This is a genomic window from Streptomyces sp. Y7, assembly GCF_043195415.1.
GTDB lineage: Bacteria > Actinomycetota > Actinomycetes > Streptomycetales > Streptomycetaceae > Streptomyces.
The window spans coordinates 1-23,806 of record NZ_JBIDDQ010000038.1 but is presented as its reverse complement, the minus strand read 5'-3'; the positions used below and the strand labels follow the sequence as shown (position 1 = coordinate 23,806).

Sequence of the window (23,806 nt, the reverse complement as noted above, 5' to 3'; positions counted from 1 at the left end):
GCGGCGTGGCGGGGACCGGCGCACCCGCCGCCCCTTGGCCGCCGACTATCCGGCTCCCTTCGACCTCACCCCGGAGGAACGGCCGACCATGGGCGGATCAGCGCCTGGACAGGACCGGCAGCTGCCCGTCGAGACGACCAGCTTCGTCGACCGGCGCGGCGAACTCGCCGCCGGCCGCGAGCTGCTGTCCAGGGCCCGGCTCGTCACGCTGACCGGGCCCGGCGGTGTCGGCAAGACCCGCCTCGCCGCACGCCTCGCGGCCGGACTGCGGCGCACCTTCCCGGACGGCGTGCGCTTCCTGCCGCTCTCCGGACTGGACGACCCGGCACTCGTGCCGCTCGCCGCCGCCGACGCGCTCGACCTGCACGACCACTCCGCGCGGCCGCTCCTCCAGGCCCTGGTGGAGCAGCTGAGGGACCGGCGGCTGCTCCTGCTGATCGACAACTGCGAGCACCTGCCGACGGCCTGCGCCGAACTCGCCGCGGCCCTGCTGCACGGCACGACCGGCGTGCGCATCCTCGCCACCAGCCGCCACCGCCTCGGCCTCACCGAGGAACACCTGCTCGACGTACGGCCGTTGGCGGTCCCCGACCCGGACGGCGACCTGTCCTCGCCCGAGGGCTCCCCGGCCCTGGCCCTGTTCGCCGACCGGGCGGCGGCGGTGGTTCCCGGCTTCCGCCTCACCGCCGCCAACCGGGCCGCCGTCGCCCGCCTGTGCCACCGCCTCGACGGGCTTCCCCTCGCCATCGAACTCGCCGCCGTGCGGATGCGCGTCCTCGACGTCGACCAGCTCCTCGACCGCCTCGACGACCGCTACCGCCTCCTCACCGGCGGCAGCCCCGCCTCCCTGCCCCGCCACCAGACCCTGCGCGCCGCGGTCGACTGGAGCCACGAGCTGTGCACCGACCGCGAGCAACTGGTCTGGGCACGGCTGTCGGTGCTGGCGGGGAGCTTCGACCTGGAGACCGCCGAGGCGGTGTGCACGGAGGCGACGGCGGCAGGCCCGGCCGGCGAGGAGGAACAGGCGGCCCTGCGACGCCCTGACGTCCTGGACGCCGTCACCGGCCTCGTCGACAAGTCCGTACTCTCCCGGGAGTCCGGCCCCGACGGCATCCGCTACCGCCTCCTCGACACCCTCCGCCACTACGGCCTGGACCGCCTGCGCGCTCTCCCCGGCGAGGAGCCCGCCGCCCGCCGGCGTCAGCGCGACTGGATGCTGCGCCGCGCCGCCGCCTGCGAGCGGGCCTGGTTCGGGCCCGGCCAGCGTGAGATCGTCGCCCGGCTGCGCGCCGACCAGGACAACCTGCGCGCCGCCCTCGACTTCAGCCTCACCGCCCCGGACGAGCGCCTGGCGGGTCTGCGCCTCGCCGGCACCCTCTGGTTCTACTGGCACGCCTGCGGCGCCCCGCGCGAGGGCCGCCACTGGCTCGACCGCGCCCTCGCCGCGAACCCGGAACCCACCCCCGAGAGGGCCCGCGGCCTGTGGATCGCGGGCCTCCTCGCCGCCGCCACCCACGCCCTCACCGCGGGCCTGGCCCTCGCCCGCGACGCCCACCTCCTGGCGCAGGACCTCCACGACGCGGCGGAGACCGCGCACGCCGAGTACGTCATCGGTGTCATCACCCTGTTCATGGACGACCTGCCGACCGCGCTCCGGCACTTCGAGGCGAGCGTCGCGCGCGGCGCCGTCCCCGGCCAGCACCTCAGCGTGCACGGCCTGAACCAGGTCGAACTGGCCTGTGCCCTCGGCTTCCTGGGCGAGGCCGACCGTGCCGTCGAGGTCTGCGAACGCGCCCGCCGGATGTGCGAGCGGCACGGCGAGGAGTGGGTGCGCTCCTACGTCCTGCGGATGCTCGCCCTCGCCCGCACCGTGCAGCGCGACTGGGCCCGGGCCGAACAGCACGCCCGGCAGGCCCTGCGCCTGAAGATCGCCGTGCACGACGTCATCGGTATCGCCCTCACCCTCGACCTCCTGGCCCGCACCGCCGTCGAGCGGGGCATCCACGAGCGCGCCGCCGCCCTCCTCGGCGCCGCCGACCGCACCTGGACCGCCATCGACCGCGACCGCTGGGGATCGGCGACCCTCAAGGCCACCCGCCGCGACAGCGAGACCCGGGCACGGGAGGGACTGGGCCCGGCCGACTACCGGCGCGCGTACGAACGCGGTGCCGCGCTCGACCTCGCCCGGACCGTCGAGTACGCCGTCGGCGACGACACCCGGCCCCTCCGGCCCACGGCCGCCCGCAGGACGAACGGCCGCCACAGATCCGTCCCTTCGACGACCGGTGTCCGCCTCACCCGCCGCGAGAGCGAGGTCGCCGAACTCGTCGCCCAGGGACTCGCCAACCAGCAGATCGCCGACCGTCTGGTCATCGCCCGCCGTACCGCCGAGGGCCACGTCGAACGCGTCCTGCGCAAGCTCGGCTTCAACAAACGCAGCCAGATCGCCGCCTGGGTGGCGGCGCAGCGCTGACACCCACGGCCCACAGCGCCGACCCGACCGCCACCGACTCGTATCCGAGGGGAGTCCGTACCGATGACCACCCGACCCGCCCCGCCCACCCCGGCGCAGGACTGCTTCGACCACCGCATGGCCGTCTTCGGCAGTGACGACGAGTTCCTCGCCGCCGCCCTGCCCTTTCTCGCCGAGGCCCTCGGGGCGCCCGGTGAGCCCCCGCCCGTGGCCATCGCCGCGCCCGGCAACCTGGACCTCCTGCGCGACGCCCTCGGCGCCGACGTGAAGAACGTCGACCTCGTCCCGCACACCGAGTGGTACACCGGCTCCGCGGCCAACGCCGTGGCCCGCAGCGCCGGTCACCTCGCGGCCCACGCCGGCCCCGGCGGCCGTATCCATCTCCTCATGGAACCCGTCTGGGGCGGGCGTGCCGGCCGCTCGCCGCGCGAGACCGCCGAGTGGATCCGCTACGAGGCGCTCGCCAACCTGCTCTTCGCCCCGCTCGCCACGACCGCCCTGTGCGCCTACGACTCCCGGGTCGCGGGCCACGCCATCGTCGCCGCCGCCCGCCGGGCCCACCCCGACTCCGGCGTGTACGTGGACCCGGTGCTGCTCGCCGCCGAGCTCGACGCGGTGCCCCTGCCGGCCCCGCCCGCCGACGCCGAGCGGCTGCCCGGCCCGGCCCCCGCCGCCGACGCGGTGCGCACCTGGGCCACCGTCCAGGGACTGCCCGCCGCGGACGTGGAACTGTTCGCCACCGCCGTCAGCGAGGCGGCCGCCGCACTCGGCCCGCTCGACGGCGCCCTGCTGTGGGGCGAGGCCCCGGCGTGCGTCTGCGAGCTGCGCGTCGCCCGCCGTGTCGACGACCCGCTGCTCGGCTTCGTACCGCCGCCGCGCGTGGAACCGGAACCCGGGCAGGGGCTGTGGTTCGCCCGCCAGGTGTGCACGTATGTCGACGTCCGCGACGAGCGGGAGGGGGCGAGCGTACGGCTGCAGTACGGGTAGCGGAGTCCGCACACAGGTAGGGAATCGGGTATTTCTCCCCCTGTGGACACACCGCCGCACCCGCCACCCTGGACCCATGCTGTACGGCTCTTATCCCCAACCGCCCCTGGGGGCCGGTCACCTGAGCGTCGAGTACGACCCACGCCCCACCGCGGTCGGCGAGGCCCGTGCGGAGGTCCGCCGCCAGCTGGAGGGATGGGGGCTGGCGGACCTCGACCTGGCGGACATGGCGGAGCGGCTGGTGAGCGACCTCGCCGCGAACGCCCTGCGGCAGGCGGCGGAGAGCCGGTTCCGGCTCACCCTGTCCGCCGCGCACGGGACCCTGCGCTGCGAGGTGCGCGACGGGGTGGGCAAGACGGTGTGGTTCGAGCTCGGCACCTGCCGGTGCGCGCCCGGGCTGGTCGTCGGCGGGTCGTTCCGCGGTGCGGACTGATCCGTTCCCGCCCCCTTGCCGGTTCCGCCTCTTTACGCTTTCTTGATCTGCATGGCGGACACCACAGGAAACCCCACGGACACTGAGGCATCCTCCGGCACCAACCCCCCACCGGGCAGGTCCCGCTGGCGGTACATCGGGCCCGGCATCGTCGTCGCCGCGACCGGCGTCGGCGCAGGTGACCTGGTCGCCACCCTCATCGCGGGCAGCAACTTCGGCTACACCCTGCTGTGGGCCGCCGTCATCGGCTGCCTGGTCAAGATCTCGCTCGCCGAGGCGGCCGGACGCTGGCATCTGTCCACCGGCCGCACCCTGTTCGACGGCTGGGCGAGCCTCGGCCGCTGGACCATCTGGTTCTTCGGCGTCTACGCCGTGATCTGGGGCTTCGTCTACGGCGCGGCCGCCATGTCCTCCAGCGCGCTGCCGCTGCAGGCCCTGTTCCCGGACGTGATGGACCTTGAGTGGTGGGCCATCGCCTGCGGCCTGGTCGGCCTGGTCTTCGTCTGGTTCAACAAGTACGCGGTCTTCGAGAAGGTCATGACGGTCCTGGTGGGCGTCATGTTCGTGGTGACGGTGTATCTCGCGATCCGCGTCACGCCGAACCTCGGGGACGCCTTCGCCGGCCTGCTGCCGGTCCTGCCCGACGAGAAGGACTCCATCCTCAACACCCTCGGCCTGATCGGCGGAGTCGGCGGCACCATCACCCTTGCCGCGTACGGCTACTGGGTCAACGCCAAGGGCTGGACGAACACCGGCTGGATGAAGGTGATGCGGCTCGACAACCGCGTCGCGTACATCACCACCGGCATCTTCGTGGTCGCGATGCTCTTCGTCGGCGCGGAGCTGCTGCACTCCGCGAACGTGGCCATCGCGAGCGGCGACAAGGGTCTGCTGCAGCTCAGCGACATCCTGGAGGAGGAGTACGGCACGGCGACCGCCAAGTTCTTCCTGATCGGCTTCTTCGCCACCTCCTACACCTCCCTGATCGGCGTCTGGCACGGCGTGAGCCTGATGTTCGCGGACTTCGTGGCCCGCTTCCGGGGCCAGGGCGAGCAGAAGGGCGAGGAGGTCGCCTCCGGCACACGCGAACGCTCCTGGCCGTTCCGCGCGTACCTGCTGTGGCTGACCTTCCCGCCCATGGTCCTGCTCTTCCAGGGCGAACCCTTCCGCCTGATCATCATCTACGGCGTCCTGGGCGCGGCCTTCCTGCCGTTCCTCGCCGGCACCCTGATCTGGCTCCTCAACTCCTCCCGCACGCCCGCGCCATGGCGCAACGGCCCGCTCAGCAACGTGATGCTGGCGATCGCGGGGCTGCTGTTCCTGGTGCTGTGCGTGAAGCAGGTCTGGGACCAGCCCTGGTCGGAGTTCTTCTAGCGGTACCGGTCCCACTCGGGGCTGAGGGCGATCTCCCGGAGCTGTTCCTTGGTGAGGGCGGGCGTCTTCCGGGTCGGGGCGTCGTGCTGGGTTCCGGCGTTGAGGGCGCTGACGACGACACGGAAGCCGTCGGTGCGCAGGGTGTCGACGGTCCACATCACGGCGCCCGCGACCCCCTTGTCCCCGCCGTTCTCGCGGAAGCCGACCCTCGTGCCGTCGGGCAGGGTCTCGGAGTCGTTCCCGAAGAGCTCGTCCGCCACGTCGCCCATGCCGTGCTGGACGTCGATCTGGAGGTAGCTCCTGCCCTTGCCGTCGTCGAGGACGAGGTAGGTGTAGTTGCTGCCCTTCTCGACCACCTTGACGCCCTTGGGGAGGAGCGGTTGCAAGGTGGCGAGGACGTCCTTGGTGTCCGGCTCGGCGGGGGCGTCGTCGGGGGCGGCCGTGGCGGTCGGCTTGTGTTGGCGCTCGGGAATCGCGTCGACGGCGGCCTGCCACGGGCCCCTCGTGATGACGGCGACCAGCAACTCGGGGCGCAGCGGCGGTTCGTCCCGGGTGACGGGAGCGTCCTTCTCCGCCGCGGCGTTCCACTCGCTGATCATGATGTGGTGACCCTCGGGGGTGACGCGCGAGGCGTACCAGTGCTTGGTGTCCACGCGGCGGTCCGGATACTCGTAGCCCTGCACGCTCATGACCACGTCGCCGCCGGGGCTGCGGTGGACCTCGCAGTGGTCGTACGGGACAAGGGCCTTGTCCGGGCAGGTGGTCCACTGGCGGGCGTTCTCGCTGCCCGGCTCCACCCGGTCCATGGAGACGGCGACGGCCGCGGGGCCCTTGCCGTCGTCGAACACGAGGCGCACGTACGGCGAGGGCGGCGAGTCCGCGGTGCCGCGGGCCTCCTCGTTGCTCGTCGTGCCGTCGGGAAGCAGTTCTTCGAGCCCGCGGATGAGCTCGGCGCCGGTGACGGGATCCGGGGCCGGTTTCCCCGACGGCCGTTCCGCCACGTCGGAGCTCGCCGGCCGCGGTGCGGGCGTGCCGTCCCAGGGCACCAGCAGGGCCCCGCCCACACCGACCAGCGCGATGCCGGCCGCGCCGCCGGCCACCGCGGCCCGGCGCCTGAGCCGCAGCCGGTGCCCCCGCGCCCGGCCCGCGTCGGCGAGTGCGGCACGGTCGGCCTCGAAGCGGTCACCGAGGTCGTGCAGGGCGTGACCGAGCCGCCCTTCGAAGTGTTCCTCGTCGTGTTCCACAGGCATGGCAGATCCACCGTTCGTCAGGGTCGGGTCGGCTGGAGGACGCCGGGGGTCAGGGGGTCGCGTACTCGCCGAGGTCCTCGCCGAGCAGCGCACGCAACCGCCCGAGCGCCCGGGTGCACCGCGTGCGCACCGCGGCGGAACTGGCGTTGAGCGCGTTCGCGGTCTCCTCGACGGACCGGTCCTCCCAGTACCGCAGGACGACCACGGCCCGGTCCTTGGCGGGCAGCCGGGCGAGCGCCTGGAGCAGGGTCAGCCGCAACGGCAGGTCACCCGGCCCGCCCTCGGCCGCGTGGTCCGGCAGCACGTCGGTGGCCCGTTCGGTGCTGCTGCGCCGCCGCTGATGGGCGAGGAAGGTCCGGGTGAGGACGGTCTGCGCGTAGCCGGCCGGGTTGTCCGTCCGCGAGACCCGCGCCCAGCGCACGTACAGCCGTCCGAGCGTCTCCTGCACCAGGTCCTCGGCGAGATGGGTGTCCCCGGCCGTCAGCAGACAGGCCGAGCGGTACAGATGCCCGGCCCGGGCCACCGCGAACTGCGCATAGTCGTCCGCGCGGGCCTGGCTCATGCGTCCCCCTGTTTGCTGTGCGCCGGCTGTCGGTGAGGTCCTCACTTCACTGATGCGGTGGGCCGGGGAGAATGTTTCACCGCAGCACCGAGAAGTTGACCCCGCGCACGAGAACAAGGATCCAGGACCCGACGGATGACCCAGCAGCCACCCCCGCCCGGCCCGGGCTTCGGCCCGCCCCCACCGCAGTACGCGCCGGCGCCGCCCCCGCACGCGCCGGTACCGCCCCCGTACGCCCCGGTCCCGCCCCAGCCGGCTCCGGGCGGCCCGGAGTTCCTGGCCGTCGACAAGCGCAACGCGGTCGTCGTGGACGCGTCGGGCGTCGTCTTCGAGATGTCGGCCTTCACGATGGAGTTCCGCTGGCCGGAGATCCAGGGCGTGCACTACAAGGCGAGCCCGGACGGCAAGGCCCTGATGGTGGCCGTGGTGCACGTGGACGGCCGGTTCTACGAGTGCGTGGTGGAGGCCAGACCGCGGGCGCGGCTGCAGGAGTGGTTCCCGCAGCTGGCCTGGGTGCTCGGCCACTACCGGCCGATGGGGTGAGGGGCCGCCGCGCCTCACCCCACCGGTGACGCGGGTGGTTACGGCAGTGCGTGGACGTGCGGACCCACCGCGTTCGACCAGGCGTTGCCCGCCGTCGCGTCCCAGTTCGTGGACCAGGTCATCGCGCCCCGGAGGTCGGGATAGGTCCTGGACGGCTTGAACGAGCCGCAGTTGGTGCCCTTGGCCAGGCAGTCCAGGGCGTTGTTCACGATCGTCGGTGACACGTACCCGCTGCCCGCGCCGCGGGTCGAGGCGGGCAGGCCGAGGCCCACCTGGGACGGGGCCAGGCCGCCCTCCAGTTGGATGCAGGCCAGGGCGGTCAGGAAGTCCACCGAGCCCTGGCTGTAGACCTTGCCGTCGCAGCCCAGCATCGAACCGCTGTTGTAGTACTGCATGTTGACGACCGTGAGGATGTCCTTGATGTTCAGGGCCGTCTGGAAGTAGGAGTTCGACGTCGACTGCATGTCGATGGTCTGCGGCGCCATGGTGATGATCAGCGACGAGCCCGCCTTCGACGACAGCGAACGCAGGGCCTGCGTCATGTAGGTGGCGTTGAGGCCGTTCTCCAGGTCGATGTCGACACCGTCGAAGCCGTATGTCTGCATCAGCGAGTACACCGAGTTCGCGAAGTTCGCCGCCGAGGCGGAGTCGTTCACGGCCACCGTGCCGCGCTCGCCGCCCACCGAGACGATGACCTTCTTCCCGGCGGCCTGCTTCGCCCTGATGTCCGCCTTGAACTGGTCGACGGTGTAGCCGCCCAGCCCGGCCGAGTCCAGGTTGAAGGTGACCGCGCCCGGCGTCGAGGTCGCGTCCGCGAAGGCGACCGCGATGATGTCGTACTGCGACTGGACGTCGGCGAGCTTCTGGACGGTGGCGCCGTTGTTGAAGTTCTGCCAGTAGCCGGTCACCGCGTGCTTGGGCAGGGCGGGGCCCACCGGGCCCGCCGTGGTCGTCCCCGTCACCGCCGTCGACTTCGGCGACTCACCGGCCGCGTTGGTCGCCGTGACCTGGAAGGAGTACGAGGTCGAGGCCGCGAGCCCGGTCACGGTGGCGGAGGTGCCGGTCACCGCGGTCACCTTGGTGCCGCCGCGGTAGACGTTGTAGCCGGTCGCGCCCGAGACGGTGTTCCAGGCCAGGGAGACCGACGAGGAGGACGTGCCCGAGACCGTGAGCCCGCCCGGCGCGCCGGGGACCGTCGGGGTGGGGTCGGTGCCACCGCCGCCGTCGGGGCCGAAGACCGACAGGTCGTCCGCGTAGTACGCCGCCTGCCCGTACCAGCCGTGCGTGTACACCGACACCGAGGTCGTCGAGGCGCCGGTGGTGAAGGTGGTCGACAGCTGCTTCCAGGACGACGAGTCCGGCGTCCAGGTCGACACGTCGGTGGTGCCCGTGCCCGTCACGCCGAGGTAGGTGTAGCCGCCCTGGACCCAGGCGCTCAGCGTGTACGAGGAGTTGGGCTTGACGGCCACGGTCTGGGTGCACCGGGCGTTGTCCTGCCCGGCCGGGGTCGCCTTCAGGGCGGTCGCGCCGCCGTGCACCGGGGAGGAGACGGTCGTGCCGCTGTTCGCGGAGCAGGTCCAGTTGCTCAGGCCGGCCTCGAAGCCGGCGTTCTTGGCGTTGTTGACGTCCGCGGCGGACGCGTGGCCCGCGCCGAGGAAGGTCAGGGAGAGGGCGGCGGTGACGGCCGCCGCCCAGAGGCGTGCCGGTCGGCCACGACGCCCCTGTCGTCTAAGTATGAACATGTCAACCAAGTTGGTCCAGACCAATCCGGGTGTCAAGAGATTCCGGTCGTGGAGAATTGGTGTGCGCAACCTGTCCCGTTTTGACGGGAGTTGTGCGCGCAGAGTTCCTTCCCGGCTGCACAAACGCTGTTCTCCGGCCATCGAGCCGTGGATACAGTGCTGGGATAGTCACGCAATGAAGTCATCCCGGTGCACCGGAGTAACACCGGTTCACCGGACCGGGCGGGAACGGGGAGCGACGCGTGCCAACTGCCATTGCCGTGACCAGCGCCGACATGGCGCTGCCGGCGCAGGACGAGCGAACCGTGCCCGCCGTCGTGCTCCAGGACCTCGACCGCGAGCCGCTCGAACGGTCGCTGGCGGGCATGCAGACCCTCGTCGAGCAGCACGGCCATGTGATCGTCGTCTGCTCACAGGCCGTCCCCCGGGGCGTGCGGCAGCGCCTGCACACCGTACGGTCCCTGCTGGAGAGCGACCGGATCGCCGTGTTCCGGCCCGAACTGCCCCCGCTCGGACTGGCCGTCCTGGCCCGCCAGCTCCGCCAGCTCGCCTCCTGCGACCTCAGCCCCGGCGTCCTCGCCTCGGCCGGCCGGCTGCTCACCCACTACATACACGCGGGGGCCCTCCTCGGCTCCGTCACCCGGCTCGACCGCGTCCCCGTCGACCTCAAGTCGCACGCCAAGTCCTGGATGCCCGGCAGCCAGTTCGGCGTGCTCGCCCACCCGGCCCCGCACCTCGCGCGCATCGCGCCCGGAGTCACCCTCCCCGGCCCGGAGTTCGGCACGTCGATGCTGGTCGCACAGGGACAGCTCCAGTCCGACTGGGTCACCGCGACCCTGGCCCCGTCCTGGAACGCGCAGGGCCTGCGCGAGGTCCCCCTGCCCGCCGAGTCGGCCACCTGGTGGGGGACGCCCAAGCTCATCGAGTTCTGCGCCTATCTGCCCGAGCTGTCGGTGCTTTACCAGCTCGTCACCTCCGTACGGCAGAACTCCTGTCACTGGTGTGGCATCGACGTCATCGGCGACCGCTGCGTCTTCTGCTCCGCCACCCCGCCCGTCCACGAGCAACCGGCCCGCGCAGGCTGACCGGACCCGAGCCCCGCCCGACCGCCCCCGACCGATTCCCCCAATGAGGTTGCACGGTTCATGAACTCCCGTCAGCGCCGCGGCGTGATACTCCTGCTCCTGTCGATCGTCTGCGCCCTCGGCGCCTTCGCCGGTGTCCTGTCCGTCATCAACGACGTGAAGTCCAAGGTCGGTCCCGAGGTCACCGCGTACCGGCTCAAGAAGAACGTGGCCCCCTACACACCGCTCACCGCGGACCAGTTCGAGAAGATCGAGATGCCCGAGCGGTGGCTGTCGAAGAACGCGGTCACCAGCCTCCGCGAGATCCAGGGCAAGATCGCCGTCACCGCCCTCAGGTCGGGCTCCCTGCTGCAGAGCGACATGATCGTCGACCAGCCCGCCCTCCAGACCGGCGAGCAGGAACTCGCCATCATGATCGACGCGGCCACCGGCGTGGCCGGCAAGATCACCCCGGGCTCCAAGGTCAACGTCTACGCCACCTTCGAAGGCGAACGCGACGGCGACCCCGACCAGTCCCGGCTCATCGTGGAGAACGCCCGGGTCATCGACGTGGGCGAACTGACCTCCCTCAAGCCGGACGAGGACGACAAGGCCCGGCAGCCCACCGAGGCCGTTCCCATCACCTTCGCGCTGGAGCCGATCGACGCCCAGCGCCTGACGTACGCCGAGTCGTTCGCCGACGAGGTCCGGCTCGCCCTGGTCGCACCCGGCGCCGACTCCGACATCCCCGCGACGAACCGCACGTACGAACTCGCCAAGGACAAGTGAGAGGCCCCCATGCCCACGAGGATCCTCCCGGCCGTCGGCGACGCGGACGCGGTCCGGTCCCTCACGACGCTGCTCAGCCAGCTCCCCGACGCCGAGCCGGTCGCCCCGGTCACCGACTCCACCCAGCTCGTCGACACGCTCGCCCGCCTGGCCGCCGAGTCCATCGACGAGCTCCCCGAGGTCGTGGTCGTCCACGAACGCATCGGCCCCGTCCCGGCCCTGGAGCTCATCCGCGACGTCGCCCTGCGCTTCCCCGCCGTCGGCGTCATCCTCGTCACCTCCGACGCGAGCCCCGGCCTCTTCCAGGCCGCCATGGACTACGGCGCACGAGGTCTGGTCGCGCTGCCCCTCAGCTACGAGGAACTGGCCAGCCGGGTCAACGCGGTGGCCCAGTGGTCCATGGGCGTACGGCGTCATCTGGGCGCCGGTTCCGATGTGTTCAGCGGGGTCGGCGGCACCGTGGTGACGGTGAGCGGCGCCAAGGGCGGCGTGGGGGCCACCCTCACGGCCATCCAGCTGGCCCTGGCCGCCCAGGCGTCGGGCCGCGGCGCCGCACTGCTCGACATGGACCTCCAGACCGGCGACATCGCCTCCTACCTGGACATCCAGTTCCGCCGCTCGGTCGTCGACCTCGCCGCCATCAACGACATCACGCCGCGCGTCCTCGCGGACGCCGTGTTCCGGCACGACACGGGCGTGGCGCTGCTGCTCGCCCCCGGCGACGGCGAACGCGGCGAGGAGGTCACCGACCGCGCCGCCCGCCACATCGTCAGCGCCCTGCGCTCCCGCTACGAGGTCGTCGTCATCGACTGCGGGTCCCAGCTGTCGGGCGCGAGCGCGGCCGCCGTGGAGATGGCCGACACCGCCCTCCTCGTCACCACCCCGGACGTGGTCGCGGTGCGCGCCGCCAAACGCACGGTGCGGATGTGGGACCGCCTGCAGATCCGCAAGGCGGAGGAGACGATGATCGTCGTCAACCGCCACACCCGCAGCGCGGAGATCCAGCCCGCCCTGATCCAGCGCATCACCGGCACCGGCATCGCCGCCACCGCGATCCCCGCCAACTTCAAGGAACTCCAGGGCCCCGTCGACGCCGGCCGGGTGCACGAACTGGACCCCAAGAGCACCGTCAAACAGGCGCTCTGGGGTCTCGCGGGCGAACTCGGCCTGGTCAAGGGCACCGAGGGGGCGGCACCGCACCGCCGCGAGGGCCGGACGCGCGGCGGCGGCGACCGGGCCGCGCTGACGTTCCGCAGGCGGAAGGAGATAGGGCGGTGACGCGGCGGGGGCGGGGCGACAAGGGGCAGGTCGCGGTCGAGTTCCTCGGGATGCTGCCGCTGATCGTCATCACCCTGGTGCTGATGTGGCAGTTCGTGCTCGTGGGGTACACGTTCACGCTCGCGGGGAATGCTGCGGACGAGGCCGCCAGGGCGGCGACGGCGTCGCAGGGGCAGGCGGGCTGCGAGGAGGCGGGGCTGCAGCACCTGCCCGAGGCGTGGCAGGGGGACGCGGGCGTGCAGTGCGGCGCGAGCGGGGGCTACGTCACGGCCGATGTGACGCTCCGGGTGCCCGTCCTCTTCCCCGGCGCGATCGGCTTCCCGTTCACGGTCGAGGGCCACGCCGGCGCCGTACAGGAGGAGAAGGACTGAGATGCCGTACCGACTCTTCCCCCGCCGTACGGGGCGGGACCGCGGGCAGGTCGCCCTCGAGTACCTGGGGTTCGTCCCGGTCCTGATCCTCGTCGCGATGGCCGGCGTCCAGGTCGGGCTGATCGCCTACAGCGCCCAGCAGGCGGGGACGGCCGCCAGGGCGGGGGCGCGGGCCGCCTCCCTCGACGACAGCGCGCAGGACGGCTGCGTCAACGCCATCAGCGACTGGCTGTCCGTCTCCTGTTCCGAGGCCCGGGGCGGCGACCAGGTCACCGTCACCGCCACCGTCGAGATCCCCTCGATCGTCCCCGGCTGGGACTTCGACCCCGCGCAGAAGACCGCCACCATGCCGCTCGACCACTGAACGAGGTACCCATGAGTCTGCGGTCCCGCATCAACACCCCGGAGGAGAACGGCAGCCGGGGCGAGGACGGCCACCTCGTCGCCTCCTACCGGGCCAAGCTCCTGGAGGAGATCGACCTCGCGGAGATGAGCTCGCTGGCCGCGGCGGAACGCCGGGCGCGACTCGAGCGGGTGCTCGGGCACATCATCAGCCGCGAGGGCCCGGTGCTGTCGACCGTCGAGCGCTCGCAGCTCATCCGCAGGGTCGTCGACGAGGCGCTCGGCCTGGGCATCCTGGAACCGCTCCTGGAGGACGCCTCCATCACCGAGATCATGGTGAACGGGCCCGACGCGATCTTCGTCGAACGCGGGGGCCGCGTGGAGCAGTTGCCGCTGCGCTTCCCCTCCCACGACCAGCTGATGCAGACCATCGAGCGGATCGTCTCCACCGTGAACCGCCGGGTCGACGAGTCCAACCCGATGGTCGACGCCCGGCTGCCCTCCGGCGAGCGGGTGAACGTCATCATCCCCCCGCTCTCCCTGACCGGCGCGACCCTCACCATCCGCCGTTTCCCGCGCTCCTTCACCCTGCACGAGATGACCGGCCTCGGTTCCCTCGACGAGCCGATGGTGTATCTGCTGGCCGGGCTGGTGCAGGCGAAGTTCAACGTCATCGTCTCCGGCGCGACGGGCACCGGGAAGACGACCCTGCTGAACGCCCTGTCCGGTCTGATCCCCGAGTCCGAGCGCATCATCACCATCGAGGACTCCGCCGAACTCCAGCTGCAGCAGGGGCATGTGATCCGGCTGGAGTCCCGCCCGCCGAACGTCGAGGGCAAGGGCCAGGTGTCCATCCGCGACCTGGTCCGCAACTCCCTGCGCATGCGCCCCGACCGGATCGTCGTCGGTGAGGTCCGCGGCGGCGAGTCCCTCGACATGCTCCAGGCGATGTCGACCGGCCACGACGGCTCGCTGGCCACCGTGCACGCCAACAGCGCCGAGGACGCCCTGATGCGGCTGAAGACCCTCGCGTCCATGTCCGACGTCGCCGTCCCCTTCGAGGCCCTGCACGACCAGATCAACTCCGCGGTGGACGTGCTCATCCAGCTGACCCGGTTCCCGGACGGAGCCCGCCGGATCACCGAGATCGCGATCCTGGACAGCCACGGGGCGGAGCCGTACCGCCTGGCGACGGTCGCCCGCTTCCACGCCCAGCCCATGACCCCGGACGGCCGCGTCCACGGTGCCTTCGCGTACTACCCGCTGCCGCGCCGCACCGCGGACCGCCTCTACATGGCGAGCCAGCCGATCCCCCAGGCCTTCGGCGTCGCCCAGTCACCGCTCGAGCTCGCCACCCGAGAAGCCAGGTAGGACCCCCATGGACCTCCAGACCCGCATCACGCTCACCACCGGCGTCGCGCTGCTGACCTGCGCGCTCGCCGTGGTGGGCGTCCACGCCTACGCCGCCGGCCGGGCCCAGCGCCAGGCCCTGGTCGAACGGCTCTCCGCCACCGGCCAGCTCACCGGCGCCGGCGGCCGGCGGCGCCGCTTCGCCGACCTGGACCGGCGTCTGCGCCGCACACGGCTGGGCAAGCAGCTGGAGCTGCGGCTGACGGCGACGGGCCTGGACGTCACCCCCGGCGAGTTCTTCGTCTACATGCTGGTGACGGTGGCCGGGCTGTGGCTGGTCGGCCAGGCGGCCCTGGCCCCCTTCTTCGGACCGATCGCCGGCCTGCTGGGCGTGTGGGCCGCGGTCCAGTTCCTCAACTGGCAGCGCCAGAAGCGCATCGAGCGGTTCATCAACCAACTCCCCGAACTGGCCCGCATCCTCGCCAACGCCGCCCACGCCGGTCTCGCCCTGCGCACCGCGATCGGCCTCGCGGCGGAGGAGCTGGAGGCGCCGGCCGGCGAGGAACTGGCCAAGGTCTCCAACCAGCTGGCGCTGGGCGCCTCCATGGACGACGCCCTCGGTGAGCTCGCCGAACGCCTCCCGTCCCGCGAACTGGTCGTCCTCGTGACCACCCTGGTGCTGTCCAACCGGGCCGGCGGCCAGGTCGTCAGCGCCCTGCGCAACCTCACCGAGACGCTGGAGGAGCGCAAGGAGACCCGGCGCGAGGTCCGCACCCAGCTCTCACAGGTCAGCATGACGTCGTACGCCGTCCCGGTGCTCGGCATCGGGTCGCTGTTCCTGATGAACGGGGTCAAGGACGGCGCCCTGGACCGGATGACCGGCTCACCCCTGGGCCAGGCGGCGGTGCTGATCGCGTTCGGACTGTACGCGGTGGGCTTCATCCTCATCCGCCGTATGTCGCGGATCGACGTCTGAGGGGCGGGGACGGCTCATGGGAATCGGACTCCTCCTCGCGACGGTGATGGCCCTGGGTGTCGGGGGCGTCTTCGCCGCCGTCCGCATGTACCGGGCGGAGACCAGGCTGCCCAGCGATCTCGCGCTGGCCCTGGAGGTCGGCGCGACCCGCACCGGCGCCGTGGACTCGCTCGTCGACCGCATGGGCATGCGCTACGCGCCCGCCGTACTGCGGCTGATGGGCCCGAAGCTGGTCGCCAAGTACCGCCGCAGGATCGACCTCGCGGGCAACCCCGGCGGTCTGACGATCGACCGCTACGCGGCCAGGCGGGCGGTGTACGGCTTCCTCGGCGCGGTCGGCTTCCTGGTGTTCCTGCTGCGCGGCCAGATCCTGGTCGCGCTCCTGCTGCTGGCGTTCGGCGCCTTCTGGACCGAGGTCGGCATCTGGTCGGCGATCCGGATCAGGAAGGACGAGATCGAGCGCACCCTGCCGGACTTCCTGGACGTCCTCGCGGTCGTCGTCAGCGCGGGCCTGGGCTTCCGCCAGGCGCTCGACCGGGTCGCCTCCAAGTACGAGGGCCCCTGGGCCGACGAACTGCGCATCACCCTGCGCCAGATGGACCTCGGCATGAGCCGCCGCCAGGCCTTCACGGAACTGCGCCGCAGGAACGACTCCGAACAGGTGGCGATGTTCGTGACGGCACTCCAGCAGGGCGAGGAACTGGGCGCGCCGATCGTGGACACGCTGGTCGCCCTGGCCAAGGACATGCGCCGCACCGACGCCCAGAACGCCCGCCGCAAGGCGGCCCGCGCGGTACCCAGGGCCACGCTGATGATCACCACGTTCATGGTTCCGGCGACGATGCTCCTGCTGGGGGCGGGACTGCTGCTGGGCTCGGGCACGGACTTCGGGTCGCTGACGGGGGAGTAGGGGGGAGGGGCCGTGGCGGGCATGCCGTTGAGGATGAGGACCGGAACGGGAGCGGGGAGGGAAGCGCGGGCGTCGAGGTTCGGCCTCGGGTCCCTGCGAGCGCGGCGCCTGTCCGCCCGCTCCGGACGGACCACGCGCAGCGAGCGGGCCGGTACGGCGGCCCTGAGCACGGACGCCCGGCGGACCGAGCAGCCCGGCACGGCGGTCCCGAGCGCGGACGCCCGGCGGACCGAGCAGCCCGGCACGGCGGTCCCGAGCGCGGACGCCCGGCGCACGGAGCGGACCGAGCGGACCGAGCGGACCTCGACGATACCGCTTCAGGTCAACGCCCTTCAGGCGCTGTGCCGCCAGGTCTTCGGCTTCCGGCTCGCGATGATCGCCCTCTCCGCACCCGCCGCTCTGCTCAACGCCGCGCCGGGCCTGGGCACCCGGCTGGTCGGCGCGGCCGTCGTGGTCACCTTCATGGGCTCCTACGTCCTGTTCCGCGACTGGGAACGCTTCGGCCCGCTCCTCCTGCGCCACCCCACCCTCCTGGCCGCGGACACCCTCTTCACCTCCCTCCTGCTCGTCTCCGCGGGCCCGGACACGACCCTGGCCTACGTCAGCGTCTGCACCCCGCTCCTGGCCGGCATCGTCTACGGCTACCGGGGCGCCGCGGTCTTCGCGAGCGTGCAGTCCCTGATCCTGCTCCTGGCCTACGCCATCAACACCGACGCGAGGTCGGCGAGCCTGGTCGACAAGCTGCTCCTTCCCGGCCTCTGCGTCATCACGGGCGCGCTGGGATCGTCCCTCCGTCACCTGATGCTCCGCTTCGGCACGGCCACCCAGGCCCTGACGACGGTCCAGGCACGTCTCGCGGTCACCGAGGCGGTGAGTGCGGAACGGGCCCGCCTGGCCCGCGAGATGCACGACTCGGTGGCGAAGACGCTGCACGGCGTGGCGCTGGCCGCCGACGGCCTGGCCGCCTCCGCGGCGACGGCCCCCCTGGACCCCGCCCGGATCCGGGACCAGGCCGAACTGGTCGCCCGTTCGGCCCGCAGAGCGGCGGCGGAGTCCCGGGAACTCCTCGCGGACCTGCGCCGCGAGTCCGACCCGGACCGGATGACGGACGTGGCCCCCGAACTGACCCGGCAGGCCGCGGACTTCACGGCCCGCACCGGCGTACCGGCGATCTACGGCCCGCGCGGCGACGCCCCCGCGCCTCCCGTTCCGCCCGCCGTCGCCCGCCAGCTCCTCACCATCACCGCGGAGGCCATGGAGAACGCCCACCGCCACGCGAACGCCACCAGGGTCAGCGTCCGGGCGGGCGTCCAGGGCGAGGTGCTCTGCCTGACCGTCCAGGACGACGGCGAGGGACTCCCTCCCGGCACGACCCTCGAACACCTCCGCAGGACCGGTCACTTCGGCCTCCTCGGCATGGCCGAACGAGCCGCCTCGATAGGCGCCCGCATCCACTTCGGCAAGGGCATCGACGCCCGTGGCACGGAGGTACGCCTGCACCTGCCGCTGGCGGCCCTCACGACGACGAAGGCGACCACCCCATGAAGACGGCCCAGTCACCCCCGCCCCCCACGCCCCTGCGCCTGGTGGTGGCCGACGACAACCCCGTGGTCCGGGCGGGCCTGACGGCCCTGCTCTCCGCCCACGCCGACATAAGGGTCGTGGCCGAGGCGGCGAACGGCCACGAGGCCCACGAGGCGGCCCGCCTGCACCACCCCGACGTGATCCTGCTGGACGTACGGATGCCGGGCACGGACGGCATCACCGCCCTTCCGTATCTGGTGCGGATCGCGCCGGTGATGATGCTGACGTACAGCGGAGAGTCGGAGACGGTCCGCGAGGCCCTGCGGCGAGGCGCCTCCGGTTACCTGGTCCACGGTGAGTTCACCACCGACGAACTGATCGAGGCCGTACGGGAGATCAGGGCGGGCCGGACCCGGTTCACGCCCACGGCGGCGGCTGCCGCAACGGTGTCGCTCGCGCGAGCAAACGATGAACTCCCGACTGTTGCAGGGAATTCCGGCGAACTGCTTTCGCAAGTGCAATCACATGTGGGACAGTCGTCCCTGGACAGGTCACGGTTCCGGCTGAGCAGGAGGGAGGCGGAGATCATGGACCTCATCGCGGCGGGCATGAACAACCAGCAGATCGCCGCCGCCTGCTTCATCAGCGAGAAGACGGTCAAGAACCACATCAACCGCATCTTCGCCAAACTCCACAGCACCAGCCGGGCGCAGGCCGCCGCCAACTGGCTGGGTACGGCCCCGGGTTCCCACCCAGGACGGAGCTGACCGGCGGTGACGGAGCAACGTTTTTCGGCCGATGCCCGGAATTGGGCCCAGGGACCCTCTGGTCTTCGGGGAATTCCCGCTTACTTTTCTCCCGAGACTTCTCACAGCACGTTGGAGCCCAGAGGGGAACACCATGAGCAACTGGATCAACACCACCGTCGCCTACCTGCGCTCTCGCGCCACGCGCGACGACAAGGGGCAGACGGCGGTGGAGTATCTGGGCATCATCGCGGTGGTGGTGGCGATTGTGTTGGCGATTACGGGGACGGACATCGGCGAGACGATCTACCAAGCGATCGTCGACAAGATCGACGAACTCACCTGATCAGGCGCCGCACGGACGGCGACGCAGGGCAGGCTTTCCCCATCTACATCATGGTGGTGGCGGGCCTGCTCTTTCTCGCGTTCGCCTACCTTGCGGTCGGTCAGGCCGCGGCGAATCGGAACGGCGCCCAGACAGCCGCGGACGCGGCGGCGCTGGCCGCGGCGCAGGAAACCCGGGACCAACTGGCGGGGGACTGGTTGGAGGTCGTGAACGACCCCACGAAGTGGCAGGACATTCTCGACGGAGACGGCGCGGTGTTCGACGGGTGCTGGCGGGCTTACGAGCTGGCGGACCAGAACGACGCCACTGTCGAGCAGTGTGGGGAGTCGGAGCTGCTCGGCTACACGGTGGTGGTGGAGACCAACAAGTCCGTGGGTGAGTCCATCGTCCCCGGCACGGAGGACTTCAAGTCGACGGCGTCGGCCACGGCCGTGATCGAGCCTCTCTGCGGGTTCGACCTCCCCGAAGAGGACAACGACGAGGGCGACGGCAGTGACACACTGCCGCTTCCGCAACTCACCTGTGACGACGGGAACTGGGACCCGGATCCGGATGATCCGGCCAGCCTTCCGCACCCCGAGGATCTCTTCGACGTCCACCTGGCCGACTGACAGCGAACGACGAATGACGAAGGAAGCAGAGGCATGAGCATTCGGTTCACCACGAAGGCCCTCAGGGGGATGGTCGCGATGACCGTCGCGGCCGGACTGGCCCTCGGCGTGGCCGGCTGCGGCAGTGGAGGCGGCGGCGACAAGAAGCCGAAGACGTCGGCTTCGGCCTCGAAGGACGACGGGTCCAACCCGAGTGCCCAAGAGGGAACGGATGATCTCCTTGCCGAGCTCAAGGGCGAGGACGGACTGATCCTGAGGATCACCTCTGCTCAGCGCGACTCAGGGGGCTTCGTCACCGTGAGCGGCGAGATCGTGAACGACGGCGCCGAGGCCGTTCGGGTCCCGATCCAGACACGTGGAGACGAGACCGAGATCACCCGGCACGGCGACTCACTGGGCGGAGCCACGCTCGTCGACTCCAGCAACAAGAAGCGTTACTACGTGCTGCGCGACACCGACGGCCGTCCGCTGGCGACCACGGACATGCCCAGGATCAAGCCGGGCGCGTCCGTACCGGTGTTCATGCAGTTCCCCTCGCCGCCTGCTGACACGGCCGAAGTCACCTTCCAGCTGCCGACGTTCGCCAGCGCCCCGATCACGATCTCCGGGTGAGGCCCCCCATGACCCGCGCTCCCCGCCTCACCCTGACCCTCGCCGCGGCCACGATCATGGTCGCCGCCAACGTCCTCGTCGCCACCACGGCCGACGCGGACGACGACCCCAGCGTGCCGCCCGGCACCGAGGCCACCGCCGCCGCGCCCGTCGAGGTGGACGCCAACGACCCCGATCTGAAGCTCCCGGAGGGCGCGACGCTGGCAGAAGCCAAGGTCCTCGACATCAAGCAGGTGGTCGAGGACCAGACCGGTGAGGAACGTCGGGAGGACACCAACGCGGACGTGAAGTTCGCGCTCCAGGCCGAGGTGCTGTTCCCCAAGGACAGCGCGAAGTTGACCGGCGAGGCGAAAGCCCGTATCGCCTCCATCGCGGAGGAGATCGGGAAGCAGAACGCCACCCGGATCCGCGTCTTCGGCTTCACCGACAACCTGGGCTCCTCGGCCCACGGCGACGTCCTGTCCCGGAAGCGCGCCAACGCCGTGCAGGGGGTCCTGGAGTCGGAGCTGAACGACTCCTCGGTCACCTATGAAGTGCGGGGATACGGCGAGCAGTACCCGATCTCGCCCAACTCCACGGAAGAGGGCCGCAAGAAGAACCGACGCGTCGAGGTGTCCTTCCCGCGCTCGGACGGCTGACCGGCGAACCGGGGCCTCAATCCACCTCCACGCTGACCCGGACCCCGACTGCCAGGCCCCACCCCGCCATCACCCCGGCCTCCGCCTCCAGCACATGCCGTGAGCGGAGCCGGGGCATTCCCAGCCGGCCCGGCTTCATGGTGCCCACGGCGATGACGCGCAGCCCGCGGTCGAGGTGGGCGACGTCGATGGGCATGCGCATCCTGAACGTGTGCACGCCGCCGGCCGGCGTGAGCAGCATCGCCCCGTCGACGCCGTCCCGCCCGAGCAGCCCCTTCGTGCGGGCCCGGTACGACGCGGCGATCTCCAGGGGCACCGGCACGTCACCGAGCTCCCCGTGAACGACCAGCACCCCCCGCCCGTCTCGCAGGCGTCGCCCCATCCTCAGCCACCTCCAGGATTTTCTGTTGTCCGCCGAGTGCTACCCGGGTAGGAAGGCCCCATGACCGGACTCGGCGCAGTATTCCGTCCCCAGCTGGCCCCCGAACGACTCCGATCCGTCGCCCGGCTCGCCGACGAGGCGGGACTCGAAGAGCTGTGGCTCTGGGAGGACTGCTTCCGGGAGGGAGGGATCTCCACCGCGGCCGCGGCCCTCGCCTGGACCGAGAGGCTCAGGGTCGGTGTCGGACTGCTTCCCGTGCCGCTGCGGAACGTCGCGATCACCGCAATGGAGGCCGCCAGTCTGTACCGGATGTTCCCGGGCCGGCCGATCCTCGCCCTCGGGCACGGCGTGCAGGACTGGATGGGACAGGTCGGTGCGCGGGTCGAGTCGCCGGTGACGCTGCTGCGCGAGCATCTGGACGTGCTGCGGGCCCTGTTGCGCGGCGAGCGGGTGACCGTCGAGGGGCGGTACGTCAGGCTCGACGACGTCGCCCTCGACTGGCCGCCCGCCGACCCGGTGCCGATCATCGCCGGGGTCACCGGACCCCGCTCGCTGCGGCTGGCCGGCGAGGCCGCCGACGGGACGCTGCTCACCGCGTCGACCCCGCCGGAGGGTGTGCGCAGGGCACGGCAGCTCGTCGACGAGGGCCGCCGGGCAGCGGGACGCGGCGACGCCGAGCCGCACGAGATCGTCGTGTACCTGCTCGCCGCCACCGGGCCCGACGCATCCGCCCGGCTGAAGGCCGAACTCGTCGCCGAAGGCGTCGGATCCGTGCCCGAACTCGGTGTCGCCGGAGACGCGGACACCGTCGCCAAGGCCGTGCAGCGGCTCGCCGACGCCGGCGCGGACACCGTCGTGCTCCAGCCGACGGCCGACGAACCCGACCCGGAGGGCTTCGTACGCTTCACAGCGGAGCAAGTCCGACCCCTGGTGCCGTAGGCGCCTCGGGACACCGACGACGTACGCGTCGCTGCTCGTGCTCGGTGATCAGCTCCGTGGCTGATCGCCCGTCGTGCCGTCGAGCAGCTCGCGCAGGATGTCCATGTGGCCCGCGTGCCGTGCCGTCTCCTCGATCATGTGGACCAGCACCCAGCGCAGGGACATCTCGCTCTCGCGCCACGCGGGCCGCCCCAGGTCCGTCAGCGAGCGCTCGGTGATCACGCGGTCGGCGGCGGCGCGGGCACGGCCGTAGAACTCGACGATCTGCCGCGTCGTCTCGCCCTGGTCGGCCCGCATGTCCTCGTCGGTGTACGGGTCGAACCACAGCGGCTCCGCCTCGCCGCCGAAACTCGACACGAACCAGCCGTACTCCACCGAGCCGAGGTGCTTGACCAGGCCCAGCAGGTTCGTGCCGGTGGGCGTCATCGGCCGGCGCAGCGCCTCGTCGTCCAGGCCCTCCAGCTTCCACAGCACCGCGTCCCGGTGCCGGTCCAGGCTCGCCCGGAGCGTTTCCTTCTCACCAGCGGTGTACGTCGAGTCGTTCATGGTGCCGAAAACTAGCAGCGGCCTCGGACAACGCCCTGCGATCATGAGCCGCATGGGACAGGACGGCAGGTCGTTCGAGGAGCTGGTCGCCGAGGGCGCCACCGTGCCCACCGAGGGCTGGGACTTCTCGTGGTTCGAGGGGCGGGCCACCGAGGCGCGGCCCAGCTGGGGATACGCCGTCTCGCTGGCCGACCGGCTGGCCGGCGCGACCGCCGCGCTCGACCTCCAGACCGGGGGCGGGGAGGTCCTGGACTTCGCTCTCGGCCGGGCCGCGAAGGCGCCCGTGCTCACCGTCGCCACCGAGGGCTGGCCGCCGAACGTGGCCAAGGCCACGGCCCTGCTCGCCGCGCGCGGCGTTCCGGTCGTCGCCTCGCCCGAGGACGCGCCGCTGCCGTTCGCCGACGCGGCGTTCGACCTCGTCACGAGCCGGCATCCGGTTCGGGCGCCCTGGCAGGAGATCGCCCGGGTGCTCCGGCCCGGGGGCACGTACTTCGCCCAGCACGTCGGGCCGCACAGCGTCTTCGAACTCGTCGAGTACTTCCTCGGCCCCCAGCCGGAAGAGGTCCGCGGCGGCCGTCACCCCGAGCGCGAACGGGCCGACGCCGAGGTCGCCGGCCTGGAGATCGTCGACCTGCGCGCCGAGGAACTCCGCATGGAGTTCCACGACATCGCCGCGGTCGTCCACTTCCTGCGCAAGGTCATCTGGATGGTCCCCGGCTTCACGGTCGAGGCCTACCGGCCCCAACTGCGCGCCCTGCACGAGCGGATCGAGTCCGACGGCCCGTTCGTCGCCCACAGCACCCGCCACCTCTTCGAGGCCCGCAGACCGAACACCTGATCCACCCCCGACCGCCTCGCCGGGCAGCGACCCCGTGCCTCTCGCCCTTACGTGTGCGGGCCGCGACCCCTGTGCCTCTTGTACTTATGCGTGCGGGCCGCGACCCCTGTGCCTCTTGTACTTATGCGTGCGGGCCGCGACCCCTGTGCCTCTTGTACTTATGCGTGCGGGCCGCGACCC

The 23,806-nt window shown here is 71.7% G+C and carries 26 protein-coding genes; 21 read left to right on the top strand and 5 right to left on the bottom strand.

What is annotated here, in order from left to right:
* Positions 1–88: 88 nt before the first annotated feature.
* The 4 genes from ACGFW6_RS42300 (at position 89) to ACGFW6_RS42285 (ending at position 5,267) form a co-directional block, all read left to right on the top strand.
* On the top strand, positions 89–2,473 hold the full coding sequence (locus ACGFW6_RS42300; RefSeq protein ID WP_393522360.1) for an ATP-binding protein: 2,385 nt from the start codon (positions 89–91) through the stop codon (positions 2,471–2,473).
* Between the two features lie 63 nt (positions 2,474–2,536).
* Positions 2,537–3,460 carry an anti-sigma factor RsbA family regulatory protein gene (locus tag ACGFW6_RS42295; RefSeq protein ID WP_393522250.1) on the top strand — a complete coding sequence of 308 codons (924 nt, stop codon included), beginning with the start codon at positions 2,537–2,539 and terminating at the stop codon, positions 3,458–3,460.
* Positions 3,461–3,536: 76 nt separating this feature from the next.
* On the top strand, positions 3,537–3,893 hold the full coding sequence (locus tag ACGFW6_RS42290; protein WP_393522247.1) for an ATP-binding protein: 357 nt from the start codon (positions 3,537–3,539) through the stop codon (positions 3,891–3,893).
* 51 nt (positions 3,894–3,944) lie between these two features.
* Positions 3,945–5,267, top strand: a complete 1,323-nt coding sequence (locus ACGFW6_RS42285; protein WP_393522245.1) for an Nramp family divalent metal transporter — start codon at positions 3,945–3,947, stop codon at positions 5,265–5,267.
* Here the strand turns inward: ACGFW6_RS42285 and ACGFW6_RS42280 are convergent.
* A complete protein-coding gene (locus ACGFW6_RS42280) occupies positions 5,264–6,517 on the bottom strand; it encodes a hypothetical protein (protein ID WP_393522243.1) in 1,254 nt (417 codons plus the stop codon). The genes ACGFW6_RS42285 and ACGFW6_RS42280 overlap by 4 nt on opposite strands.
* Before the next feature lie 49 nt (positions 6,518–6,566).
* A complete protein-coding gene (locus ACGFW6_RS42275) occupies positions 6,567–7,079 on the bottom strand; it encodes a SigE family RNA polymerase sigma factor (protein ID WP_393522240.1) in 513 nt (170 codons plus the stop codon).
* Between the two features lie 135 nt (positions 7,080–7,214).
* Between ACGFW6_RS42275 and ACGFW6_RS42270 the strand changes: the two genes are divergently transcribed.
* Entirely contained in the window at positions 7,215–7,622 is a 408-nt protein-coding gene (locus tag ACGFW6_RS42270) for a hypothetical protein (protein WP_393522237.1), read from the top strand.
* 38 nt (positions 7,623–7,660) lie between these two features.
* On the opposite strand, the gene ACGFW6_RS42265 is transcribed toward ACGFW6_RS42270, so the two are convergent.
* Positions 7,661–9,364 (bottom strand): chitinase, encoded by a 1,704-nt coding sequence (locus tag ACGFW6_RS42265; RefSeq protein ID WP_393522234.1) that lies wholly within the window; start codon positions 9,362–9,364, stop codon positions 7,661–7,663.
* A 275-nt stretch (positions 9,365–9,639) separates the two neighbouring features.
* On the opposite strand from ACGFW6_RS42265, the gene ACGFW6_RS42260 reads away from it, so the two are divergent.
* From ACGFW6_RS42260 to ACGFW6_RS42195, 14 genes are all read left to right on the top strand, one after another.
* On the top strand, positions 9,640–10,449 hold the full coding sequence (locus tag ACGFW6_RS42260; protein ID WP_393522357.1) for a hypothetical protein: 810 nt from the start codon (positions 9,640–9,642) through the stop codon (positions 10,447–10,449).
* Positions 10,450–10,509: 60 nt separating this feature from the next.
* Positions 10,510–11,217 (top strand): Flp pilus assembly protein CpaB, encoded by a 708-nt coding sequence (gene cpaB / locus ACGFW6_RS42255; protein ID WP_393522232.1) that lies wholly within the window; start codon positions 10,510–10,512, stop codon positions 11,215–11,217.
* 9 nt (positions 11,218–11,226) lie between these two features.
* Complete coding sequence (locus tag ACGFW6_RS42250; protein WP_393522229.1) at positions 11,227–12,495, top strand: CpaE family protein; 1,269 nt, start codon at positions 11,227–11,229, stop codon at positions 12,493–12,495.
* 50 nt (positions 12,496–12,545) lie between these two features.
* Positions 12,546–12,866 carry a pilus assembly protein gene (locus ACGFW6_RS42245; protein WP_393522355.1) on the top strand — a complete coding sequence of 107 codons (321 nt, stop codon included), beginning with the start codon at positions 12,546–12,548 and terminating at the stop codon, positions 12,864–12,866.
* 1 nt (position 12,867) lies between these two features.
* Complete coding sequence (locus tag ACGFW6_RS42240) at positions 12,868–13,230, top strand: TadE/TadG family type IV pilus assembly protein (RefSeq protein WP_393522227.1); 363 nt, start codon at positions 12,868–12,870, stop codon at positions 13,228–13,230.
* 11 nt (positions 13,231–13,241) lie between these two features.
* Positions 13,242–14,579, top strand: coding sequence for a CpaF family protein (locus tag ACGFW6_RS42235; protein ID WP_393522224.1), 1,338 nt, complete (start codon positions 13,242–13,244; stop codon positions 14,577–14,579).
* A 7-nt stretch (positions 14,580–14,586) separates the two neighbouring features.
* Positions 14,587–15,534, top strand: a complete 948-nt coding sequence (locus ACGFW6_RS42230) for a type II secretion system F family protein (RefSeq protein ID WP_393522221.1) — start codon at positions 14,587–14,589, stop codon at positions 15,532–15,534.
* Positions 15,535–15,550: 16 nt separating this feature from the next.
* A complete protein-coding gene (locus ACGFW6_RS42225; RefSeq protein ID WP_393522219.1) occupies positions 15,551–16,444 on the top strand; it encodes a DUF5936 domain-containing protein in 894 nt (297 codons plus the stop codon).
* Between the two features lie 33 nt (positions 16,445–16,477).
* Positions 16,478–17,989 (top strand): sensor histidine kinase, encoded by a 1,512-nt coding sequence (locus tag ACGFW6_RS42220; protein ID WP_393522216.1) that lies wholly within the window; start codon positions 16,478–16,480, stop codon positions 17,987–17,989.
* Positions 17,986–18,735: a response regulator gene (locus tag ACGFW6_RS42215; RefSeq protein WP_393522213.1), complete on the top strand. Its 750-nt coding sequence runs from the start codon at positions 17,986–17,988 to the stop codon at positions 18,733–18,735. The genes ACGFW6_RS42220 and ACGFW6_RS42215 overlap by 4 nt, the downstream gene beginning before the upstream one ends.
* A 133-nt stretch (positions 18,736–18,868) precedes the next feature.
* Positions 18,869–19,060: a Flp family type IVb pilin gene (locus ACGFW6_RS42210; protein ID WP_393522211.1), complete on the top strand. Its 192-nt coding sequence runs from the start codon at positions 18,869–18,871 to the stop codon at positions 19,058–19,060.
* A gap of 50 nt (positions 19,061–19,110) precedes the next feature.
* Positions 19,111–19,671: a pilus assembly protein TadG-related protein gene (locus tag ACGFW6_RS42205; RefSeq protein ID WP_393522208.1), complete on the top strand. Its 561-nt coding sequence runs from the start codon at positions 19,111–19,113 to the stop codon at positions 19,669–19,671.
* Between the two features lie 33 nt (positions 19,672–19,704).
* Positions 19,705–20,283: a hypothetical protein gene (locus ACGFW6_RS42200; protein ID WP_393522205.1), complete on the top strand. Its 579-nt coding sequence runs from the start codon at positions 19,705–19,707 to the stop codon at positions 20,281–20,283.
* Between the two features lie 8 nt (positions 20,284–20,291).
* Positions 20,292–20,921, top strand: coding sequence for an OmpA family protein (locus ACGFW6_RS42195; protein WP_393522202.1), 630 nt, complete (start codon positions 20,292–20,294; stop codon positions 20,919–20,921).
* A gap of 16 nt (positions 20,922–20,937) precedes the next feature.
* Here ACGFW6_RS42195 and ACGFW6_RS42190 read toward each other — a convergent pair whose 3' ends face one another.
* Complete coding sequence (locus ACGFW6_RS42190) at positions 20,938–21,303, bottom strand: DUF192 domain-containing protein (protein ID WP_393522199.1); 366 nt, start codon at positions 21,301–21,303, stop codon at positions 20,938–20,940.
* Between the two features lie 60 nt (positions 21,304–21,363).
* Here ACGFW6_RS42190 and ACGFW6_RS42185 point away from each other — a divergent pair, with 60 nt between their 5' ends.
* On the top strand, positions 21,364–22,242 hold the full coding sequence (locus ACGFW6_RS42185; protein ID WP_393522197.1) for an LLM class flavin-dependent oxidoreductase: 879 nt from the start codon (positions 21,364–21,366) through the stop codon (positions 22,240–22,242).
* A 48-nt stretch (positions 22,243–22,290) separates the two neighbouring features.
* Here the strand turns inward: ACGFW6_RS42185 and ACGFW6_RS42180 are convergent, their stop codons facing one another.
* Entirely contained in the window at positions 22,291–22,788 is a 498-nt protein-coding gene (locus tag ACGFW6_RS42180) for a DinB family protein (protein WP_393522194.1), read from the bottom strand.
* Positions 22,789–22,840: 52 nt separating this feature from the next.
* Here ACGFW6_RS42180 and ACGFW6_RS42175 point away from each other — a divergent pair, with 52 nt between their 5' ends.
* The gene (locus ACGFW6_RS42175; RefSeq protein WP_393522352.1) at positions 22,841–23,626 is read left to right on the top strand and encodes a class I SAM-dependent methyltransferase; all 786 of its coding nucleotides are present in this window, start codon (positions 22,841–22,843) and stop codon (positions 23,624–23,626) included.
* Positions 23,627–23,806: the final 180 nt, after the last annotated feature.

What these genes read in the sequence shown, in the direction of transcription:
- ACGFW6_RS42300 (WP_393522360.1), top strand. Translation starts at nt 89, where the DNA reads ATGGGCGGATCAGCGCCTGGACAGGACCGGCAGCTGCCCGTCGAGACG.
- ACGFW6_RS42295 (WP_393522250.1), top strand. Translation starts at nt 2,537, where the DNA reads ATGACCACCCGACCCGCCCCGCCCACCCCGGCGCAGGACTGCTTCGAC.
- ACGFW6_RS42290 (WP_393522247.1), top strand. Translation starts at nt 3,537, where the DNA reads ATGCTGTACGGCTCTTATCCCCAACCGCCCCTGGGGGCCGGTCACCTG.
- ACGFW6_RS42285 (WP_393522245.1), top strand. Translation starts at nt 3,945, where the DNA reads ATGGCGGACACCACAGGAAACCCCACGGACACTGAGGCATCCTCCGGC.
- ACGFW6_RS42280 (WP_393522243.1), bottom strand. Translation starts at nt 6,517, where the DNA reads ATGCCTGTGGAACACGACGAGGAACACTTCGAAGGGCGGCTCGGTCAC.
- ACGFW6_RS42275 (WP_393522240.1), bottom strand. Translation starts at nt 7,079, where the DNA reads ATGAGCCAGGCCCGCGCGGACGACTATGCGCAGTTCGCGGTGGCCCGG.
- ACGFW6_RS42270 (WP_393522237.1), top strand. Translation starts at nt 7,215, where the DNA reads ATGACCCAGCAGCCACCCCCGCCCGGCCCGGGCTTCGGCCCGCCCCCA.
- ACGFW6_RS42265 (WP_393522234.1), bottom strand. Translation starts at nt 9,364, where the DNA reads ATGTTCATACTTAGACGACAGGGGCGTCGTGGCCGACCGGCACGCCTC.
- ACGFW6_RS42260 (WP_393522357.1), top strand. Translation starts at nt 9,640, where the DNA reads ATGGCGCTGCCGGCGCAGGACGAGCGAACCGTGCCCGCCGTCGTGCTC.
- cpaB (WP_393522232.1), top strand. Translation starts at nt 10,510, where the DNA reads ATGAACTCCCGTCAGCGCCGCGGCGTGATACTCCTGCTCCTGTCGATC.
- ACGFW6_RS42250 (WP_393522229.1), top strand. Translation starts at nt 11,227, where the DNA reads ATGCCCACGAGGATCCTCCCGGCCGTCGGCGACGCGGACGCGGTCCGG.
- ACGFW6_RS42245 (WP_393522355.1), top strand. Translation starts at nt 12,546, where the DNA reads ATGCTGCCGCTGATCGTCATCACCCTGGTGCTGATGTGGCAGTTCGTG.
- ACGFW6_RS42240 (WP_393522227.1), top strand. Translation starts at nt 12,868, where the DNA reads ATGCCGTACCGACTCTTCCCCCGCCGTACGGGGCGGGACCGCGGGCAG.
- ACGFW6_RS42235 (WP_393522224.1), top strand. Translation starts at nt 13,242, where the DNA reads ATGAGTCTGCGGTCCCGCATCAACACCCCGGAGGAGAACGGCAGCCGG.
- ACGFW6_RS42230 (WP_393522221.1), top strand. Translation starts at nt 14,587, where the DNA reads ATGGACCTCCAGACCCGCATCACGCTCACCACCGGCGTCGCGCTGCTG.
- ACGFW6_RS42225 (WP_393522219.1), top strand. Translation starts at nt 15,551, where the DNA reads ATGGGAATCGGACTCCTCCTCGCGACGGTGATGGCCCTGGGTGTCGGG.
- ACGFW6_RS42220 (WP_393522216.1), top strand. Translation starts at nt 16,478, where the DNA reads ATGAGGACCGGAACGGGAGCGGGGAGGGAAGCGCGGGCGTCGAGGTTC.
- ACGFW6_RS42215 (WP_393522213.1), top strand. Translation starts at nt 17,986, where the DNA reads ATGAAGACGGCCCAGTCACCCCCGCCCCCCACGCCCCTGCGCCTGGTG.
- ACGFW6_RS42210 (WP_393522211.1), top strand. Translation starts at nt 18,869, where the DNA reads ATGAGCAACTGGATCAACACCACCGTCGCCTACCTGCGCTCTCGCGCC.
- ACGFW6_RS42205 (WP_393522208.1), top strand. Translation starts at nt 19,111, where the DNA reads ATGGTGGTGGCGGGCCTGCTCTTTCTCGCGTTCGCCTACCTTGCGGTC.
- ACGFW6_RS42200 (WP_393522205.1), top strand. Translation starts at nt 19,705, where the DNA reads ATGAGCATTCGGTTCACCACGAAGGCCCTCAGGGGGATGGTCGCGATG.
- ACGFW6_RS42195 (WP_393522202.1), top strand. Translation starts at nt 20,292, where the DNA reads ATGACCCGCGCTCCCCGCCTCACCCTGACCCTCGCCGCGGCCACGATC.
- ACGFW6_RS42190 (WP_393522199.1), bottom strand. Translation starts at nt 21,303, where the DNA reads ATGGGGCGACGCCTGCGAGACGGGCGGGGGGTGCTGGTCGTTCACGGG.
- ACGFW6_RS42185 (WP_393522197.1), top strand. Translation starts at nt 21,364, where the DNA reads ATGACCGGACTCGGCGCAGTATTCCGTCCCCAGCTGGCCCCCGAACGA.
- ACGFW6_RS42180 (WP_393522194.1), bottom strand. Translation starts at nt 22,788, where the DNA reads ATGAACGACTCGACGTACACCGCTGGTGAGAAGGAAACGCTCCGGGCG.
- ACGFW6_RS42175 (WP_393522352.1), top strand. Translation starts at nt 22,841, where the DNA reads ATGGGACAGGACGGCAGGTCGTTCGAGGAGCTGGTCGCCGAGGGCGCC.